The following is a 15,833-nucleotide window of genomic DNA, read 5'->3' as shown; positions in this document are numbered from 1 at the left end:
GCCGGGGGTCCGACAAGCCGCTTGCGCGCATTGCTACGCGACGTAGGGTGCGGCCCATGAGCGACCTGCAATCACCGGTTCTGACCGAACGGATCATCGAAGGCCCGGCCTGCCTGGCCGAAGGCGCCGCGTGGCTGGCGGTGGCCGAGCCGCGGTTCGCGCCGGTGCTGCAGGAGGTCGGGACGTTGCCCTTGCGTCTGCGACCTGACGGCTTTGCCCAGCTTCTGAGCGCGATTGTCAGCCAGCAGGTCTCGACCGCTTCGGCAGCCGCGATCTGGAAGCGGATGCAGGCGGCGAAGCTGACGGGGCCGCGCAAGGTGATGTGGGCCACCGAGGACGATCTGCGCGCCGCGGGGCTGTCGCGGCAGAAGATCCGCTATGCGAAGGCTCTGGCCGAGGCACGGATCGACTATACCGCGCTGCGCACCGCGCCGACCGACGAGGTGATCGGCACGCTGATCGCCGTGCCCGGCATCGGTGTCTGGACGGCCGAGGTCTATGCGATGTTCTCGCTGGGCCGTGCGGATGTCTTCGCGCCGGGGGATCTGGCGCTGCAGGAAGCGGCGCGCGTGCTGTTCGATCTCCCCGCGCGGCCGAAGGAGCGGGCGTTCCGCGAGATGGCCGAGGACTGGCGCCCGTGGCGGTCGGTTGCCGCGCGGGCGCTCTGGTCTTATTACCGGGTGGTGAAGAACAGGGAAGGTATTCGATGACGCGTGTACTGGAAGCCGGGCGCAAGGCGCCGGTGTCGGGGGAGGTCCGGTCGGTTGTCGTGTTCCTCCATGGCTACGGGGCGAACGGGTCGGATCTGCTGGGGCTGGCCGATCCGCTGGCCGAACATCTGCCCGACACTTTGTTCGTGGCGCCCGACGCGCCCGAGGAAGTGCCCGGCGCGCCCTTCGGCTTCCAGTGGTTCCCGATCCCGTGGATCGACGGCTCGTCCGAGGAGGAGGCCGCCCGCGGGATCGAGGCGGCCGCCGCCGACCTGAACGCGTTTCTCGATGCGCTGATGGTGGATGAAGACGTGCTGCCCGAACAGGTGGCGCTGGTGGGCTTTTCGCAGGGCTCGATGATGAGCCTGCATGTCGCCCCCCGCCGGCCCGATCCCGTGGCCGGCATCGTGGCCTTCTCGGGCCGCCTGATGGGGCCCGAGAACCTGACCGACGAGGTCGTCTCGCGCATGCCGGTGCTGCTGATCCATGGCGATGCCGATGACGTGGTCCCGCCGCAGAGCCTGCCCGAGGCGGCAGAGGCGCTGCAGGAGGCCGGGTTCAAGGAGGTCTTCGCCCATGTGATGAAGGGCACGGGCCACGGGATTGCGCCGGATGGTCTGAGCGTGGCGCTGGCGTTCTTGAGGGATAAGCTGTCGTTCTGAGGGCGGCGGTGCGTGCAGAGCACGCACCCTACGGCGGCCGCGGCGTTGGGTGCGGATTGCGCCGTCGTTTGCGCCGGATCGCTGTTGGGGGCGCTGCCCCCGCCGCGCCTTTGGCGCGACTCCCCCGAGGTATTTGGGACCAAAGAAGACTGGGATCAAAGAAGTCTGGGGCCTAGAGCTTGGGGTCGAGATCGTCCCATTGGCCTTGGGCAAGATCGGTGAGGGTCCACGGGCCGATCTGTGTGCGGATCAGGCGGAGCGTGGGGTGGCCGATGGCGGCCGTCATGCGGCGGACCTGGCGGTTGCGGCCTTCGGTCAGGGTGATTTCGACCCACGTGTCGGGGATCGACTTGCGGACGCGGATCGGAGGGTCGCGGGGCCAGAGCCAGTCGGGCTCGGGGATGGCGCGGGCGCTGGTCGCGCGGGCCGGGCCGTCCTTCAGGGTGACGCCGGATTGTAATTGGGCGATGGCTTCGGGGGTGGGCGTGCCTTCGACCTGCGCGAGATAGGTCTTGGGCATCTTGCGGCCGGGCTGGGCGATGCGGGCCTGCAGGCGGCCGTTGTCGGTGAGGAGTAGCAGGCCTTCGCTGTCGCGGTCGAGCCGGCCGGCAGGGTAGACGCCGGGGACCGGGACGTAATCCGACAGGGTCGGGCGCGGAGACCCTTCGGTGCCACGGTCGGTGAACTGCGACAGCACGCCGAACGGTTTGTTGAGGCGGATCAGGCGGGTCATGGCAGGGTCGGTCCGTCTTGCTGCGGTGCGGGGCAGGGTGTGGACAAATGTCATGCACCTGTCACGGAATCGACGTATCAGACAAGCACATCTAGTGGCAACTTGGCACTTGCCGCATTTGGAACGCGATATATAGTGACACGCAGAGGGGCCACCAATAGCGTGGTCCGGGGGCCCCTGGCAAAGGCCCGAGCGGCCGGGATCGTGCCCGGCAGGCAGGAACACGCCGGCATCGGGCGGCATCGCCCCCATCCGGCGCCTATTGGTCGCAGTCCGGGCTTGCTTTTCCCGGCTACGGTCGCTGGAGTGGGACGCGTAGGGGGCGAAGAGTGACGATGAACGGTGAATTCAGGACGGAGTTTGTACGCGAACCCGCGGCGCTGAAGCAGCACCCGGCGCTGGTGCTGAATGCCGATTACCGTCCGTTGTCGTATTATCCGCTGTCGCTCTGGCCCTGGCAGGATGCGATCAAGGCCGCGTTCCTCGACCGTGTGGATATCGTGGCCGAGTATGACGAGGTCGTGCGCAGCCCCAGCACCGTGATCCGAATACCGTCGGTGGTGGTGCTGAAAGATTATGTGAAACCTCAAAAGCGCGTGGCCTTCACGCGCTTTAATTTATTCCTGAGGGACGAATTCCGCTGCCAGTATTGCGGCGCGAAGGGCGATCTGACCTTCGATCATGTCGTGCCCCGGTCTGCCGGCGGCGTGACAAGCTGGCAGAATGTCGTGGCGGCCTGTTCAAGCTGCAACCTGAAGAAGGGCTCGAAATCGCTGCACCGGACGGGGATGTCCCTGCGCAAGCCCCCGCGCCAGCCGGGCGCCGAGGAATTGCGGAACATGGGCCGGCGGTTCCCGCCCAACTACCTGCACGACAGCTGGATGGATTTCCTGTACTGGGATGCCGAGCTTCAGGCCTGATCGCGGCGAAAGGCGGCGATCCAGATCGCGGCGAGCGCGAGGCTGAGCACAGCGTTCCACGACGCCATCGACAGGCCCAGCATCTGCCAGGCCACGACATCGCACTGTGTCAGGGGCGCCGACATGATCTGCGCCATCAGGTCCTCGCCGCTCAGGCTGCCGACGGGGCCCGACGTGCAGGTCGTGGGGCCTTCCCACCAGCCGCGTTCCACCCCGGTGTGATAGAGGCCGAAGGCGGCGGACAGGGACGTGCAGGTGGCGCCCAGCAGGCAGAGAAGACGGGCCGGGACGATCAGCGCCACGAGGCCCACAATGATCGCGGCCACATGCGGCCAGCGCTGCCAGATGCACAGCTTGCAGGGCGCCAGACCGCCCAGATGCTGGAACCCCAGCGCCCCCAGCAGCAGCGCGGCAGATCCGGCCATGGCCAGCAGTATCAGGCGGCCGCGGGTCACAGGTAGCGCACCACGACAAAGCCGCCGATCAGCACGACGACGAACACGGTGAAGACGAGGCCAAGGCGCTTTTCGATGAAATCCCGGATCGGCTCGCCAAAGTACCACAAGAGCCCCGCCACGATGTAGAAGCGCAGCGCGCGCGCCAGGATCGATGTGGCGACGAAGGTGAACAGCGGCATCGCCGTCCAGCCCGACATGATCGTGATGACCTTGTAGGGGAACGGCGTGATCCCGGCCACAAGCACGGCCCAGAAGCCGAAATCGTTGAAACGCGTGCTGAACTCGGCCATCGAATCCGCCTTGCCCATCGATTCCAGGATCGGTTTGCCGATGCTTTCGAAGGCGAAGGCACCGATGGCGTAGCCCAGAAGCCCGCCCAGTACGGACGCGACCAGCGCGACCGTTGCGATCAGCCACGCGCGCGAGGGGCGGGCCAGGATCATCGGGATCATCAGGATATCGGGCGGGATCGGAAAGAACGAGCTTTCGACGAAGGAGACAAGCGCAAGAAACCACAGCGCATGCGGCGAGTCCGCCAGCCGCATGGTTCCGTCGTAAAGGCGTTTCAGCATGGGTCGTTCCTGGCCCTGATGGTCGGTCGCGATCCCGCGAGGGCGGGCCCGTTCGCGACAAACCACGCACCGCGCGCGCGGTCAACGCGGCGCAATGGTCCAGCCGGCAAAATCCGTCTGGACTGCGCAAAGTGGTGGCTGTAGGGATGCGGGACGTGCCCAAGTGGCGGAATGGTAGACGCAGGGGATTCAAAATCCCCCGCCCTAACGGGCGTGCCGGTTCGAGTCCGGCCTTGGGTACCAATGGCTTAGCCGCATTCTCCGCATTTAACTTTAGCCTGACTCACCGCATCGATTAAACGGTTGTCGTTTCGCTGTTGTTCCATTCCCGGCTTTGCCGGGCGGCGCGGTGCGCTTGCGACGGCGAGGGTCCTGGGGCAAAGGCCGGATTTTCCGTGCGTTTTCGCCATAGGGGAATGGCTTTCCCAAAGGGTAGTTGTCCGTTTGCGCCATGCCGTCCGGCCCGTGACATGACGGTCCTTGACGCCAGTTTGGGGCGTGTCTAGCGTCTCACTCACTGGTAACGGGGCCGCTTCATCCGGGTATCGAGCGGGCATCGGGATGGCGAAGTTTCTTTACTGCCGTACTCCGAACAAATGGTAGTGTTAACCGTTTTTTTTAGGTCAATTGGTTTCTGAAAATTGGAGTTACGTCATGAAAGTGGTCATTCTGGCCGGTGGTTTGGGTACCCGGATCAGCGAAGAAACCCAGCTTCGCCCCAAGCCCATGGTCGAGATCGGCGGCATGCCGATCATCTGGCACATCATGAAGATGTATTCCGCCAACGGGTTGAATGATTTCGTGATCTGCCTTGGCTACAAGGGCTACGTGATCAAGGAGTTCTTCAAGAACTACGTGCTCCACAAGGCCAACGTCACCATCGACATGCAGACGGGCGAGACGGAGGTCCACGACCAGTTCGCCGAGCCGTGGAAGGTGACGCTGGTCGAGACGGGCCTTGAGACCCAGACCGGCGGGCGGCTGAAGCGAGTCCGCGACTACCTGGGCGACGAAGATTTCTGCATGACCTATGGCGACGGTGTGTCCGACGTCGATATCCGGGCCGAGATCGAATACCACAAGTCCCACGACAAGCTGGCGACGGTGCTGGCCGTGTCGCCTCCGGGCCGCTACGGCGCGCTGAAGATCGATGGCGACATGAACGTGCAGGGCTTCATGGAAAAGCCCCGCGGCGATGGCGGGTACATCAACGGCGGCTTCTTCGTGCTGTCGCCCAAGGTGATCGACTATATCGATGCGGACAGCGAACCGTGGGAGGGCAAGCCCCTGACCGGCATCGCCGATGACGGGCAGCTGAACGCCTACAAGCACGACGGTTTCTGGCACCCGATGGATACGTTGCGCGACCGCATGTATCTGGACAGCTTGATCGAGAAGGGCGAAGCGCCCTGGATCACCTGGAAATGAGTTCATTCTGGCAAGGCAAGCGCGTGTTCATGACCGGGCATACCGGGTTCAAGGGCGCGTGGATGTGTCTGGTGCTGGAACGTCTGGGCGCAACGGTCACCGGCTACGCGCTGGAGCCGGAAACCGAAGGCATGTTCAACGCCTGCGGTGTGAAGGACAGGATCGACCGGCATATCGTGGCCGACATCCGCGATCTTGAGCTTCTCCGCGCGGCGGTGGTGGATTGCCAGCCGGACGTGATCATCCACATGGCGGCGCAGGCGCTCGTGCTCGACAGTTACGACGATCCGGTGGGCACCTTCGATACCAACGTGATGGGGACGCTGAAGGTGCTGGAAGCGGCACGGGCCCTGACGCAGCCCTGCGCCGTGATCAGCGTCACGACCGACAAGGTCTACGAGAACCCCGAACAGATCTATCCCTTCCAGGAACGCGACCGTCTGGGCACGGGCGATCCCTACAGCACGTCGAAGGCGGGCGCCGAACTGGTCACGGCCTGCTGGCGGAAGAACTTCTTTGCCGGGACCGATATCCGGGTGGCCGCCGTGCGCGCGGGCAATGTGATCGGCGGCGGCGACTGGGCGAAGAACCGTCTGGTGCCCGATTGCATGCGGTCCTTCGTGGAAGGCCGCCCCGTCCCGATCCGCAATCCCAACGCCGTCCGGCCGTGGCAGCATGTGCTGGACCCGCTGAACGGCTACCTGACGGTGGCGGAATTCCTGATGTCGTCCGGCTTTTCCGATGCCATCGACCCGTCGTGGAACTTTGGTCCCGACGCGGGCGATGATGCAAGCGTCGCCACAATGGCGCAGCGCGCGGCGCAGATCTGGGGGCAGGGCGCCTCGATCGAGATGGCCGATGTCACGAACGCCCCGCACGAGGCCGGGCTCCTCAGGCTCGACAGCACCAAGGCGCGGCTGGAACTGCGCTGGCAGCCCATCTGGGGCAGCGACGATGCCGTGGCGCAGACCGTCGAATGGTACCGCACGTGGAACATGGGAGAGGACATGACCGCCTTCTCGTTCACCCAGATCGACAACCATCTGCACGCCGCGGGCTGGGCCATAGCGGCATGAGCGCACGGTTCGACGTCATCGACACGCCCCTTGCCGGGCTGAAGGAGCTGCGCCGCAAGCGCCTGGGCGATGCGCGCGGCTACCTTGAACGGATGTTTTGCGCCGATGAGCTGTCGGCCCTTGGCTGGCTCGGCCCGGTCGCACAGGCCAACCGCACGCTGACGGGCGAAGAGGGCACGGTGCGCGGCATGCATTACCAGAAGGGAGATCATGCCGAAGTGAAGCTGGTCACCTGCCTTTCAGGCAAGGTCTTCGACGTGGCGGTGGATCTGCGCGACGGATCACCGACCTTCGGGCAGGCCCATGGTGTGGTATTGTCGCCTGACAACGCGAATGCCCTGCTGATCCCGGAAGGGTTCGCCCACGGGTTCCAGACGCTTACGCCCGATTGCGAGATGTTCTACTTTCATTCGAAATTCTACGCGCCCGACCACGAGGCCGGGCTCGACGCCACCGATCCCGCCTTGGGGATCGACTGGCCCTTGCCGATTGCCATGCGGTCCGACCGTGACCGTTCCCTGCCGCCCTTGGCCGAAGCTCAAACACCGGGGATATCCTTTTCGTGACCGACACGCCGACCTGCCGCCATTGCGCATCGCCCCTGACCCGCACCTTCGTCGATCTGGGCACCGCGCCGCCGTCGAATTCCTACCTCACGGCGGATCAGCTGGATGGGCCGGAAACCTACTACCCGCTGAAGATCCTGACCTGCGAAACCTGCTGGCTGGTCCAGACGCAGGATTTCGCCAAGCGCGAGGAGTTCTTTTCGGAAGATTACGCCTACCTGTCGTCGGCCTCCGCCTCGTGGGTGGAACATGCGCGGGTCTACGTGGACGAGATGATTTCGCGCTACGATCTGGGCAAGGATGCGACGGTGGCCGAGGTCGCGTCGAACGACGGCTACCTGCTGAAGCACGTGCAGGATAAAGGCATCGGCTGCTACGGGATCGAGCCCACGACCAGCACCGCCAATATCGCGCGCGGCAAGGGCATCGACGTGGTTGAAGATTTCTTCGGTCGCGAGCTTGCCACGAGACTGGCGGGCGAGGGGCGTCAGGTAGACCTGACGGCGGCCAACAACGTGCTGGCCCACGTCCCCGACATCAACGATTTCGCCGGCGGCTTCGCGATCCTGCTGAAGGAGAACGGGGTTTCGACTTTCGAGTTCCCGCATCTTCAGAACCTTGTCGACAAATGCGAATTCGACACGATCTACCACGAGCATTATTCCTACCTGTCGCTGATCTCGGTTCAGCGGATCTTCGAAAAGAACGGCTTGCAAGTCTTTGATGTGGAAGAACTTCCCACCCACGGCGGCAGCTTGCGTGTTCATGCGCAGCGGTCGGACACCGGGCAGCGGGCCGTGACGCCCGCCGTCACGGCGATGATCGAACAGGAGACATCGGCCGGGATTGCGACGTGGGAGTACTATGCCGACTTTCAGGAGAAGGTCTCGAAGGTCCGCGACGCCGCGATGACCTACCTGATCGACGCGCGGAGCAAGGGGCTGCGCGTTGCGGCCTATGGTGCGGCGGCGAAGGGGAACACGTTCCTGAACTTCTGCGGCGTGAAGCGCGACCTGATCGATTTCGTCTGCGACCGGGCCGAGCTGAAGCAGGGCAAGTTCATGCCCGGCTCGCGCATCCCGATCCTGAAGCCGAATGCGCTCTACGAGGCCAAGCCCGACCGGATTCTGATCCTGCCGTGGAACATCCAGTCCGAGATCGCCAAGCAACTGGCCGATTGCGAATCCTGGGGCGCGAAGTTCGTGACCTTCATCCCCGAGGTGCAGGAATTTTCCAGCGCTGAGCTTCAGAAGGCGGGCTGATGATCGAGATCGACCCGACAGCCAAGGTCTCGGCCCTTGCCGACATCGAGGACAGCACCCGCGGGACGCTGATCAAGGTGGGGGCGGGCTCGATGATCGACAGCTTCGTCAAGGTGAAGCCGGCCGGTGGGTCGGGGGACCTGATACTTGGCGAAAGGGTCTACGTGAATTCGGGCTGCGTGTTCTACACCGGCAATGGCATCACCATCGGCAACAACGTATTGATCGCGGCGAACTGCACGTTCGCCCCGGTGAACCACGAATTCGCCGATCCGGACCGGCCGATCCTTGAACAGGGGTTCCGGCCGTCGAAGGGTGGTATCGTGGTGGAAGATGACGTGTGGATCGGCGCGGGCGTTGTACTGCTGGACGGCGCGAAGGTGGGCCGCGGCAGCGTCATCGCGGCGATGAGCCTGATCAAGGGAGAAATCCCGCCCTTTTCCATCGTCTCCGGTGTCCCCGGGAAGAAGATCGGGGTCCGCAAGTGAAGGCAACCGTCCTTGGCAGCAGCGGCTATATCGGCCAGGCCATGGCGCCATACCTGCGCGGGCTGGGCTATGACGTGGCATGCCCCGCGCGGGGAGAGATCGACGCGCTGTCAGGCGATCTGGGCGCCGTGTTCTACTGCATCGGAATCACCGGCAATTTCCGCACCATGCCGTATCAGACCGTCGACGCGCAGGTGCAGGTTCTGGCGCGGTTGCTGAGCAATCCCGACATCCGGTTCGACAGCCTGGTCTACCTTTCCAGCACCCGTGTCTATGGCACCGGGGGCGATGGCCTGGGGCGCGAGGACATGGCCCTGTCGGTCATCCCGTCGCCTGACAGCACCTATGATCTGTCGAAGCTGCTGGGCGAGGCGCTGTGCGCCGCGCATACCGGTGCGACGATGATCTCCGTCCGCCTGTCGAACGTCTATGGCCCCGACATGCGGGAGGGGACGTTCCTTGGGTCCGTCCTGAAGACCGTGGCCGATACCGGTGCGGTGGAGATCGGGGAAGACCCGGGCTCCGGCAAGGATTACGTGCCGCTGGATTACGTCGTCCGCTCGATGGAGCTTCTGGCGCGCAAGGGCGAACCGGGCTGCTACAACATCGCCACCGGCGTGACCGTGACCCATGACGACATCGCCCGCGTGCTGCGCCGCGCCGGATATACCGTGACCTTTCGACAGGGCGGCCCGCTGCGGCGGTTCCCCGCCATTTCGACCGAGAAACTGCAGGCCTTGGGTGGCTGCGGCCCGAAACCCTTGCTGGAAAGCCTGATCGACCTTATCCCGAACACTCAATCTAGAATGGTGCCCGATGACACAGAATGATCCGATCGCCCAGTTCGTCCAGGAACGGACCGAACGCATTGCCACCTATCCCGCCAAAAGCGACTGGCAGGCGGCCAGCAATACGTGGATGGAAACCGCGTTCCGCGAAATGTACATGTACAACTTCGCCTGGGCCGGCCGTCCGATCATCCAGGTGCCGGCGGATATCGTGGGGTTTCAGGAGCTTGTGTGGGAAACCCGTCCCGACGTGATCCTTGAAACCGGCATCGCGCATGGCGGATCGCTGATGCTCAGCGCGTCGCTTCTGTCGATGCTGGATGTGTGTGATGCGCTGGAAGCGGGCACCAGCTTCAACCCGGCGGAATCGAAGCGGAAGGTGATCGGTATCGACATCGACATCCGCGAGCACAACCGCAACGCCATCGAAAGCCACCCGCTGAGTTCTTACATCGAGATGGTGCAGGGCTCGTCCATCGACAAGGCCATCGCCGATCAGGCCGAGGCGCTGATCCCCGAGGGCGCGAAAGTGATGGTGGCGCTCGATTCCAACCACACTCATGATCACGTGATGGGCGAACTTGAGCTTTACGCGCCGCTGACCTCCAAGGACAGCATCTGCGTGGTGTTCGACACGGTGGTCGAGGACATGCCCGAAGACATGTTCCCGAACCGCCCGTGGGCGCCGGGCGACAACCCGAAGACGGCGGTCTGGAAGTATCTCGAACTGCTGAACGGCGAAGGCCGCACCGCGCGTGACGGCGATCCGCTGAAGCTGGAGATGCACACCGAAGCGCTGGACAAGCTGATGCTGACGGTGTGCCCGGACGGTATCCTGAAACGCGTCTAAGGGCAGGGCGAATCCATCATGCGGCTTCTGATACCGACACGCAATCGCTCGACCTCGCTGGCCGGGGTGCTGGGCTTCTATGCGCGCTTCTATCCACAGGCGCGTCTCATCATCGCCGACGGCAGCACGGAAGACTACAAGGCGCAGAACGCGGCGCTGTGCACCAAGACGGAGCTGGACATCGATTATCGCCCCTTTGACAGCGAGATGTCCCTGTTCGACCGCCTGCTGACGGTGCTGTCGGATATCGACGACGACTACATCGTCATGGCCGCCGATGACGATTACGCCATCCTCGAAACGCTGGAAATGGGGCGCAAGCGGCTGGAGACCGATCCCGATGTCGTCTGCGTGGCGGGCTATCTTGTCCACATCATGGTCAAGACGGCCGCCACGGCAGGTGTGCGGCTGGATCCGGCGCGCACGATTGCACAGCCCACGTTCGCCGGGCGGATGCGCGGCTTTTCCCAGCTGCCCTTCACCACGACCTATGCCGTGGCGCGGCGCGAGCACCTGATCCGGCGGTACGAGTTCCTGAAGGACTGGCACGTGCCGGGCTTCTTCGACCTTGCCGTGGGCCTGATGGACCTGTCCTACGGCAAGATCGTGGGTCTGCCCAAGCTGGGGTTCTACTGCACGCGCAATTACGTCCACAGCTACTTCCGCATGGCCGATGAAGAGACGTTCCTGAACCACGCCGACGAGGTGCTGCGCCTGATCGAGCTGATGACCGAACGGCTGGTGCTGATCGACGGGATGGATCGGGAAACGGCGCACATGACCGTGAAACGCTCCGTGAACCGGCGGATCAGCGCGCTTGCGGGCTCGCCCCCGCACAAGCAGGCCGGGTTCAAGGATGTACCGCCCTACCAGTCGAAGAACGTCCAGCAGGCCAAGTTCCATTTTGACGAGATGTTCGAGCCGGGCACCGACACGCGCGGACAGTATCTTGACCGGATGACCTTCATCGCCAGGAACCTGTCGACGACGCTGACGTCTTCGGACAACAAAGGGGAGGAGGCGACCTATGTCAAACTCTGACACCGCGAAGCCCGCCGAAGCGACACAAGCGAAACCCGACCACGGACTTGGCTTCGTGAAGGACGTGTCGTTCCCGTTCCTGCTGGTCGAAGACGACACTTTCGTGATCGACCCGCCAGCGACCGAGGAAGAACCCGCCGCCCCGGTCTTCGAGTTCGACCCCCCGACGACGCGCAAGATCGGGCTTCACCGCGAACTGCCGGCGGTGCTCGACCATTACGACGTCGACAAATCGGCGGCCGCACTGATGCTGCCCATCGTGCTGGGCCGGACGGAACTCACCCCGCTCCAGAAGGCGCTGTTGCAGGCGGCAACGGGGCGGCCCTTTACCCATGACACGCTCCAGCGGATCATGCGCGCGGCCGATTTCCCGCCTCAATACGGGCATTTCCTGAAGCGGCTGAACGAGATCGCGGCCCAGGACACGGGGGAACGGATCGGCCGGCCGGCGCTGGATGAACTGCTTCGGATCGTGTCGAAGGCGCAATCAATCGAGGACGGGATCGTCACGCAGGCCAATATCGACTGGCAATCCGACGACCGCTTCGAAGCCGCCTACCAGAAGGCCCGCCACTTGTCCGCATGGGGCCGCGACGTTCGCTGGCGGATGCTGACGCTGATGCGGATGGCCAAACATGCGGCGCGGCTGAAGGGCGATTTTGTGGAATGCGGGGTCGACAAGGGCGGCTCCTCCCAGGCGGTGATCGCCTATCTGGGGGACGACGCCTTCGCCGACCGTCGGTTCTTCCTGTTCGACACCTATCGCGGGCTGGAACCCGACCAGTTGACCGAAGAGGAACGCACCGTCAGCCTGATCAAGGACGAACGCTATCCCGATGTGCTGTCCCACGTGAAGAATATCACCAAGGATCAGCCGTTCACGCGCGTCGTTCCCGGCATCGTGCCCGAGACGCTGGAGCAGTTCGATGGCGAGAAGGTGGCGTTCCTGCATATCGACATGAACGTGGCCGAACCCGAGGTGGAGGCGTTGCGATACTTCTGGCCGAAACTCGTCCCCGGCGCGCCGGTGATCTTCGACGATTACGGTTTCGAACAGCACGGGCCCCAGCGCCGCGCCCTGAATGCGCTGGCCGAGGAACTGGGGGTCGAGATCATGCCGCTGCCCACCTGTCAGGGCCTGCTCATGAAACCGTCGGTCTAGGCGCGCCCTATGACACGTCCTCATATCCTTGGTCTTGGCCAGTCGAACCTTGCCAACTACTGCGGCGAACGCCGGTCGGTGCCGGGCTCCGATGTCGTGCTGCTGGGGGAAACCCTGCCGCTGGCCGATCCTGTGCCGGGCGGAACGGGCGATCTGGGCAGTGTCTGGACCCGGCTGGCCACCCCGGACCGACCCATTCGCGTCACGCTCGCGGCGCAGGGCGGGACGTCCATCGAAGAATGGGCGCCGGGCGGGCCGTGCTTCGAGATGCTGCAAACCCGTATTGACGCAGGCGACTGCAAGGGGGTGACCCAGGTCGTCTTCCAGCAGGGCGAAAAGGATACGCTGCTGGAAACGACGCAATCCGATTACGTCGCCACGTTCCGGCGCATGTACGACGCGGTGGTCGACCGGATCGGCCAGACGCCCTGGCTCCTGTGCCAGAGTTCCTACCGGATGGGCGTGGTTTCGCCGGCGGTGATCGCGGCGCAGGTTGAACTTGCCGACACCATCCCGGACATTAGTGCCGGACCGAACCTTGACCGTCTGGGCAGCGATTTCCGCCGCGACGATACGCATTTCAACGATGCGGGCCTCGAGGCCTACGCGGCCGACCTTGCCCGCCTGCTTTCCTTCTGAGCGATTGGACGAGAGATACATGGAACAACCCGCCGGACCGAAGAACTACGGCATTCTCGTTGCCTGCATGCCGAAAAGCGGATCGACCTTCCTGTCGACGATGGTCGCCTCGGTTCCCGGGTTCCGCAAGGAAAAGGCCGTGCCGTCCTACCGCCGGCGCGAACAGGAGCTGGTGGAAAAGGAACTGCGCGAGGCCTTCGACACCACCCGCATCCTGCGTCAGGCGATCCGGCGCAGCGACCTGTTGAAACAGATCCCGTCGCCCCGCGGTTTCGTCTTCCAGCACCATGTGAAGCACAATTACGAAACCCAGAACCTGATCGACCAGTTCGGCATCGTGCCCGTGGTTCTGGTGCGCAACCTGTTCGACGTGGTCTATTCGCTGCGCGATCACTTCGCCAAGGAAAGCGTGTTCACGCCCGCCGCCTACGTCACCGAAGAGATGGCGCAGTGGGAAGACACCAAGATGCACGCGTTTATCGTCGACATGGCCATTCCGTGGTACATCCATTTCTATGTCAGCTGGTACCTGTCGGACGAAAAGCTGATGCTGCGGTACGAGGACCTGGTGCAGGATCCCGCCGCGGTGCTGAAGCAGGTGCTGGATTACAGCGAGGTGCGCGCAGGCCCGCCGGCGATCAAGGCCGCGGTCGAAATGGCCGGCGCCAGCGCCACGCGCAAGAACGTGGGCGTGGCCGGACGGGGCGAGGGTCTGGACGAGGCGCTGAAGGACAAGGTTCGCAACATGTGCGCCTACTATCCCGACATCGATTTCAGCCCGATCGGTATCGGCTAGACGCCGGTTGCGGTCATGACATGATGGGCCGGCAAATCGGGAACGGGCCGGACCGGGCTGACACTACACGTCGGGGAGCAAGAAGAACGTGCGAGAAGACCTCCTCGTAACCGATGCGGCGGACCGCGGCCCCGGCACGCTCAGGGCCGCCATCGTGGCCATGAACAAGGCGCCGGACACACCGTACCGCATCCTCTTCCACCTGCCGGACGGGCAGCATGGGATCAGGCTTAAGAAAAGTCTTCCGGATATCGCGGGCCGGGGCCTGATCGATGCGCCCGTCGGCGAAGACGGCGCGCCGTTAATCACGGTGCACGGGGCGGATTCCCAAAAGGATTGCGTGCTCAGGGTGGAGGCCAGTGCGCCCTGCGAGATTCGCAACCTGATCCTTACGGGCGCCATGGTGGGCCTTGTGCTGAAGGGCGCCGGCGGACATGCCGTCTGCAACTGTATCCTGACCCGCAACACCATCGGCCTTTTGGTGAAAAGCGACGATTGCCGGGCCGACGGGGTGATCGCGACACGCAACCGCGCGCAGGGGATCAGCGTGCTCGAGGTCGACCGGTTCACCCTGACGGACAGCCGCGTCGGCTGCGACCGGAGTGGCACGGAGGCCGAACCCAACCGCAGTGGCCTGGTGCTGAGCAACGCGCAGGACTGCCGGGTCGGGCCGGGCAACGTCATCTCGGGCAACCGGGTCTACGGGCTTTCAATCGTCGGCGGGCGCTCGCGCGGGAACCACGTGTTCGGCAATTTCATCGGTTGCGATGCGACCGGGGCTCAACCAGTGCCGAACACCCGGTCGGGCATTCTGGTCTTTCATGCGTCGGACAACGTGATCGGCGGCGCCCGGCCCGAACAGCGGAACGTGATCTCGGGCAATCTGCGCAACGGCGTGAACATCGACAGTTCCGCGATGCGGCCGCTGTCGGCCATGTCGGAAGAGGATATCGGCGTGGGCCCCCGCAGCCCGTCGAGGCGGAACCGGGTCATCGGCAACCATATCGGCGTCGATGCGTCCGGCACTGCAGCGCTGCCCAATGGGTTGAGCGGCGTCCTTCTGTTCATGAGCCAGGACAACCAGATCGGCGGCGCGGCGCCCGGAGAAGGCAATGTCCTGTCGGGGAACGCGCGGTTCGGGATCAACGTCACGGGACCGAACCCGGACCGGCCGAACTGGCGTCTGTTCGCGCTGGACCGTAAGGCGAACGAAGTGATCCAGACCGTCCCCGATGACGAGGCGACGCCCCTGACGGACGAACCCGGCAACCGGATCCTGGGCAACATCATCGGGGCCGATGCCACGGGCCAGCGCGCGATCCCCAACGGAAACTCCGGCATCGGCGTCTTTTACATGCCCAACACGGTGATCGGCGACGAGGAGCCGGGCAGCGGCAACACGATTTCCGGCAACACCCAGCACGGCGTGACACTGAGCGGCGATCTGGTCCGGCGGACGCAGTTCAGCCACAACCGGATCGGCACCGCGGCCACGACCGACGATGAAATCCGCAACGAAGGCATCGGCATCCTGTTCCGCAACACGGGCGAGGCGCTGGACCTTGGGACGCTGCGGGACTTCGGCAATTTCATCCCCCAGAACCGCCGCAGCGTCGTCATCCGCAACGAACCGGCGCAGTCCGACGCGACGGCTGGCGAGGCCGAGGCATGAATGCCGGGCA

The 15,833-nt window shown here is 64.3% G+C and carries 18 protein-coding genes and 1 tRNA gene; 16 read left to right on the top strand and 3 right to left on the bottom strand.

The features are described 5' to 3' along the window. Positions 1–56 precede the first annotated feature (56 nt). Both D4754_RS04010 and D4754_RS04005 read left to right on the top strand, forming a co-directional pair. The gene (locus tag D4754_RS04010; RefSeq protein ID WP_121061648.1) at positions 57–710 is read left to right on the top strand and encodes a DNA-3-methyladenine glycosylase family protein; all 654 of its coding nucleotides are present in this window, start codon (positions 57–59) and stop codon (positions 708–710) included. After that, positions 707–1,372, top strand: a complete 666-nt coding sequence (locus D4754_RS04005; protein WP_121061647.1) for an alpha/beta hydrolase — start codon at positions 707–709, stop codon at positions 1,370–1,372. Before D4754_RS04010 ends, D4754_RS04005 begins: the two co-directional genes overlap by 4 nt. 172 nt (positions 1,373–1,544) lie before the next feature. On the opposite strand, the gene D4754_RS04000 is transcribed toward D4754_RS04005, so the two are convergent. Then, complete coding sequence (locus tag D4754_RS04000; RefSeq protein WP_121061646.1) at positions 1,545–2,105, bottom strand: pseudouridine synthase; 561 nt, start codon at positions 2,103–2,105, stop codon at positions 1,545–1,547. A gap of 335 nt (positions 2,106–2,440) precedes the next feature. On the opposite strand from D4754_RS04000, the gene D4754_RS03995 reads away from it, so the two are divergent. Continuing rightward, complete coding sequence (locus D4754_RS03995) at positions 2,441–3,025, top strand: HNH endonuclease (RefSeq protein ID WP_121061645.1); 585 nt, start codon at positions 2,441–2,443, stop codon at positions 3,023–3,025. Here the strand turns inward: D4754_RS03995 and D4754_RS03990 are convergent. Further along, complete coding sequence (locus D4754_RS03990) at positions 3,016–3,480, bottom strand: disulfide bond formation protein B (RefSeq protein WP_121061644.1); 465 nt, start codon at positions 3,478–3,480, stop codon at positions 3,016–3,018. The two genes, D4754_RS03995 and D4754_RS03990, sit on opposite strands and share 10 nt — an antisense overlap. Then, positions 3,477–4,055: a YqaA family protein gene (locus D4754_RS03985; RefSeq protein WP_121061643.1), complete on the bottom strand. Its 579-nt coding sequence runs from the start codon at positions 4,053–4,055 to the stop codon at positions 3,477–3,479. The genes D4754_RS03990 and D4754_RS03985 overlap by 4 nt, the downstream gene beginning before the upstream one ends. A gap of 157 nt (positions 4,056–4,212) precedes the next feature. Here D4754_RS03985 and D4754_RS03980 point away from each other — a divergent pair. The 13 genes from D4754_RS03980 (at position 4,213) to D4754_RS03920 (ending at position 15,823) form a co-directional block, all read left to right on the top strand. Further along, positions 4,213–4,298 (top strand) — tRNA-Leu (locus tag D4754_RS03980). A 411-nt stretch (positions 4,299–4,709) separates the two neighbouring features. After that, entirely contained in the window at positions 4,710–5,483 is a 774-nt protein-coding gene (gene rfbF / locus D4754_RS03975; protein ID WP_121061642.1) for a glucose-1-phosphate cytidylyltransferase, read from the top strand. Continuing rightward, positions 5,480–6,559: a CDP-glucose 4,6-dehydratase gene (rfbG, locus tag D4754_RS03970; protein ID WP_121061641.1), complete on the top strand. Its 1,080-nt coding sequence runs from the start codon at positions 5,480–5,482 to the stop codon at positions 6,557–6,559. The genes rfbF and rfbG overlap by 4 nt, the downstream gene beginning before the upstream one ends. Then, complete coding sequence (locus tag D4754_RS03965; RefSeq protein ID WP_121061640.1) at positions 6,556–7,125, top strand: dTDP-4-dehydrorhamnose 3,5-epimerase family protein; 570 nt, start codon at positions 6,556–6,558, stop codon at positions 7,123–7,125. The genes rfbG and D4754_RS03965 overlap by 4 nt, the downstream gene beginning before the upstream one ends. After that, a complete protein-coding gene (locus D4754_RS03960; protein ID WP_121061639.1) occupies positions 7,122–8,387 on the top strand; it encodes a class I SAM-dependent methyltransferase in 1,266 nt (421 codons plus the stop codon). The genes D4754_RS03965 and D4754_RS03960 overlap by 4 nt, the downstream gene beginning before the upstream one ends. Then, positions 8,387–8,875, top strand: coding sequence for an acyltransferase (locus D4754_RS03955; RefSeq protein WP_121061638.1), 489 nt, complete (start codon positions 8,387–8,389; stop codon positions 8,873–8,875). Before D4754_RS03960 ends, D4754_RS03955 begins: the two co-directional genes overlap by 1 nt. Then, positions 8,872–9,705 (top strand): NAD-dependent epimerase/dehydratase family protein, encoded by an 834-nt coding sequence (locus D4754_RS03950; protein WP_121061637.1) that lies wholly within the window; start codon positions 8,872–8,874, stop codon positions 9,703–9,705. The genes D4754_RS03955 and D4754_RS03950 overlap by 4 nt, the downstream gene beginning before the upstream one ends. Next, positions 9,692–10,513, top strand: a complete 822-nt coding sequence (locus D4754_RS03945; RefSeq protein WP_121061636.1) for a cephalosporin hydroxylase family protein — start codon at positions 9,692–9,694, stop codon at positions 10,511–10,513. The genes D4754_RS03950 and D4754_RS03945 overlap by 14 nt, the downstream gene beginning before the upstream one ends. Positions 10,514–10,531: 18 nt before the next feature. Then, positions 10,532–11,554, top strand: a complete 1,023-nt coding sequence (locus D4754_RS03940; RefSeq protein ID WP_121061635.1) for a TIGR00180 family glycosyltransferase — start codon at positions 10,532–10,534, stop codon at positions 11,552–11,554. Continuing rightward, the gene (locus D4754_RS03935; protein WP_121061634.1) at positions 11,541–12,716 is read left to right on the top strand and encodes a TylF/MycF/NovP-related O-methyltransferase; all 1,176 of its coding nucleotides are present in this window, start codon (positions 11,541–11,543) and stop codon (positions 12,714–12,716) included. The genes D4754_RS03940 and D4754_RS03935 overlap by 14 nt, the downstream gene beginning before the upstream one ends. 9 nt (positions 12,717–12,725) lie before the next feature. Beyond that, positions 12,726–13,355: a sialate O-acetylesterase gene (locus tag D4754_RS03930; protein ID WP_121061633.1), complete on the top strand. Its 630-nt coding sequence runs from the start codon at positions 12,726–12,728 to the stop codon at positions 13,353–13,355. 19 nt (positions 13,356–13,374) lie between these two features. Next, complete coding sequence (locus tag D4754_RS03925) at positions 13,375–14,151, top strand: sulfotransferase domain-containing protein (RefSeq protein ID WP_163025768.1); 777 nt, start codon at positions 13,375–13,377, stop codon at positions 14,149–14,151. Positions 14,152–14,239: 88 nt separating this feature from the next. Next, positions 14,240–15,823, top strand: a complete 1,584-nt coding sequence (locus tag D4754_RS03920; RefSeq protein ID WP_121061631.1) for a NosD domain-containing protein — start codon at positions 14,240–14,242, stop codon at positions 15,821–15,823. The last annotated feature ends 10 nt before the right edge of the window (positions 15,824–15,833 follow it).

The organism is Chachezhania antarctica (genome assembly GCF_003646465.1).
Lineage (GTDB): Bacteria > Pseudomonadota > Alphaproteobacteria > Rhodobacterales > Rhodobacteraceae > Chachezhania > Chachezhania antarctica.
This window is presented reverse-complemented; position numbering and strand designations above follow the sequence as displayed.

Coding starts and splice junctions, on each gene's coding strand:
- D4754_RS04010 (WP_121061648.1), top strand. CDS start 57: ATGAGCGACCTGCAATCACCGGTTCTGACCGAACGGATCATCGAAGGC.
- D4754_RS04005 (WP_121061647.1), top strand. CDS start 707: ATGACGCGTGTACTGGAAGCCGGGCGCAAGGCGCCGGTGTCGGGGGAG.
- D4754_RS04000 (WP_121061646.1), bottom strand. CDS start 2,105: ATGACCCGCCTGATCCGCCTCAACAAACCGTTCGGCGTGCTGTCGCAG.
- D4754_RS03995 (WP_121061645.1), top strand. CDS start 2,441: ATGAACGGTGAATTCAGGACGGAGTTTGTACGCGAACCCGCGGCGCTG.
- D4754_RS03985 (WP_121061643.1), bottom strand. CDS start 4,055: ATGCTGAAACGCCTTTACGACGGAACCATGCGGCTGGCGGACTCGCCG.
- rfbF (WP_121061642.1), top strand. CDS start 4,710: ATGAAAGTGGTCATTCTGGCCGGTGGTTTGGGTACCCGGATCAGCGAA.
- rfbG (WP_121061641.1), top strand. CDS start 5,480: ATGAGTTCATTCTGGCAAGGCAAGCGCGTGTTCATGACCGGGCATACC.
- D4754_RS03965 (WP_121061640.1), top strand. CDS start 6,556: ATGAGCGCACGGTTCGACGTCATCGACACGCCCCTTGCCGGGCTGAAG.
- D4754_RS03955 (WP_121061638.1), top strand. CDS start 8,387: ATGATCGAGATCGACCCGACAGCCAAGGTCTCGGCCCTTGCCGACATC.
- D4754_RS03945 (WP_121061636.1), top strand. CDS start 9,692: ATGACACAGAATGATCCGATCGCCCAGTTCGTCCAGGAACGGACCGAA.
- D4754_RS03940 (WP_121061635.1), top strand. CDS start 10,532: ATGCGGCTTCTGATACCGACACGCAATCGCTCGACCTCGCTGGCCGGG.
- D4754_RS03935 (WP_121061634.1), top strand. CDS start 11,541: ATGTCAAACTCTGACACCGCGAAGCCCGCCGAAGCGACACAAGCGAAA.
- D4754_RS03930 (WP_121061633.1), top strand. CDS start 12,726: ATGACACGTCCTCATATCCTTGGTCTTGGCCAGTCGAACCTTGCCAAC.
- D4754_RS03925 (WP_163025768.1), top strand. CDS start 13,375: ATGGAACAACCCGCCGGACCGAAGAACTACGGCATTCTCGTTGCCTGC.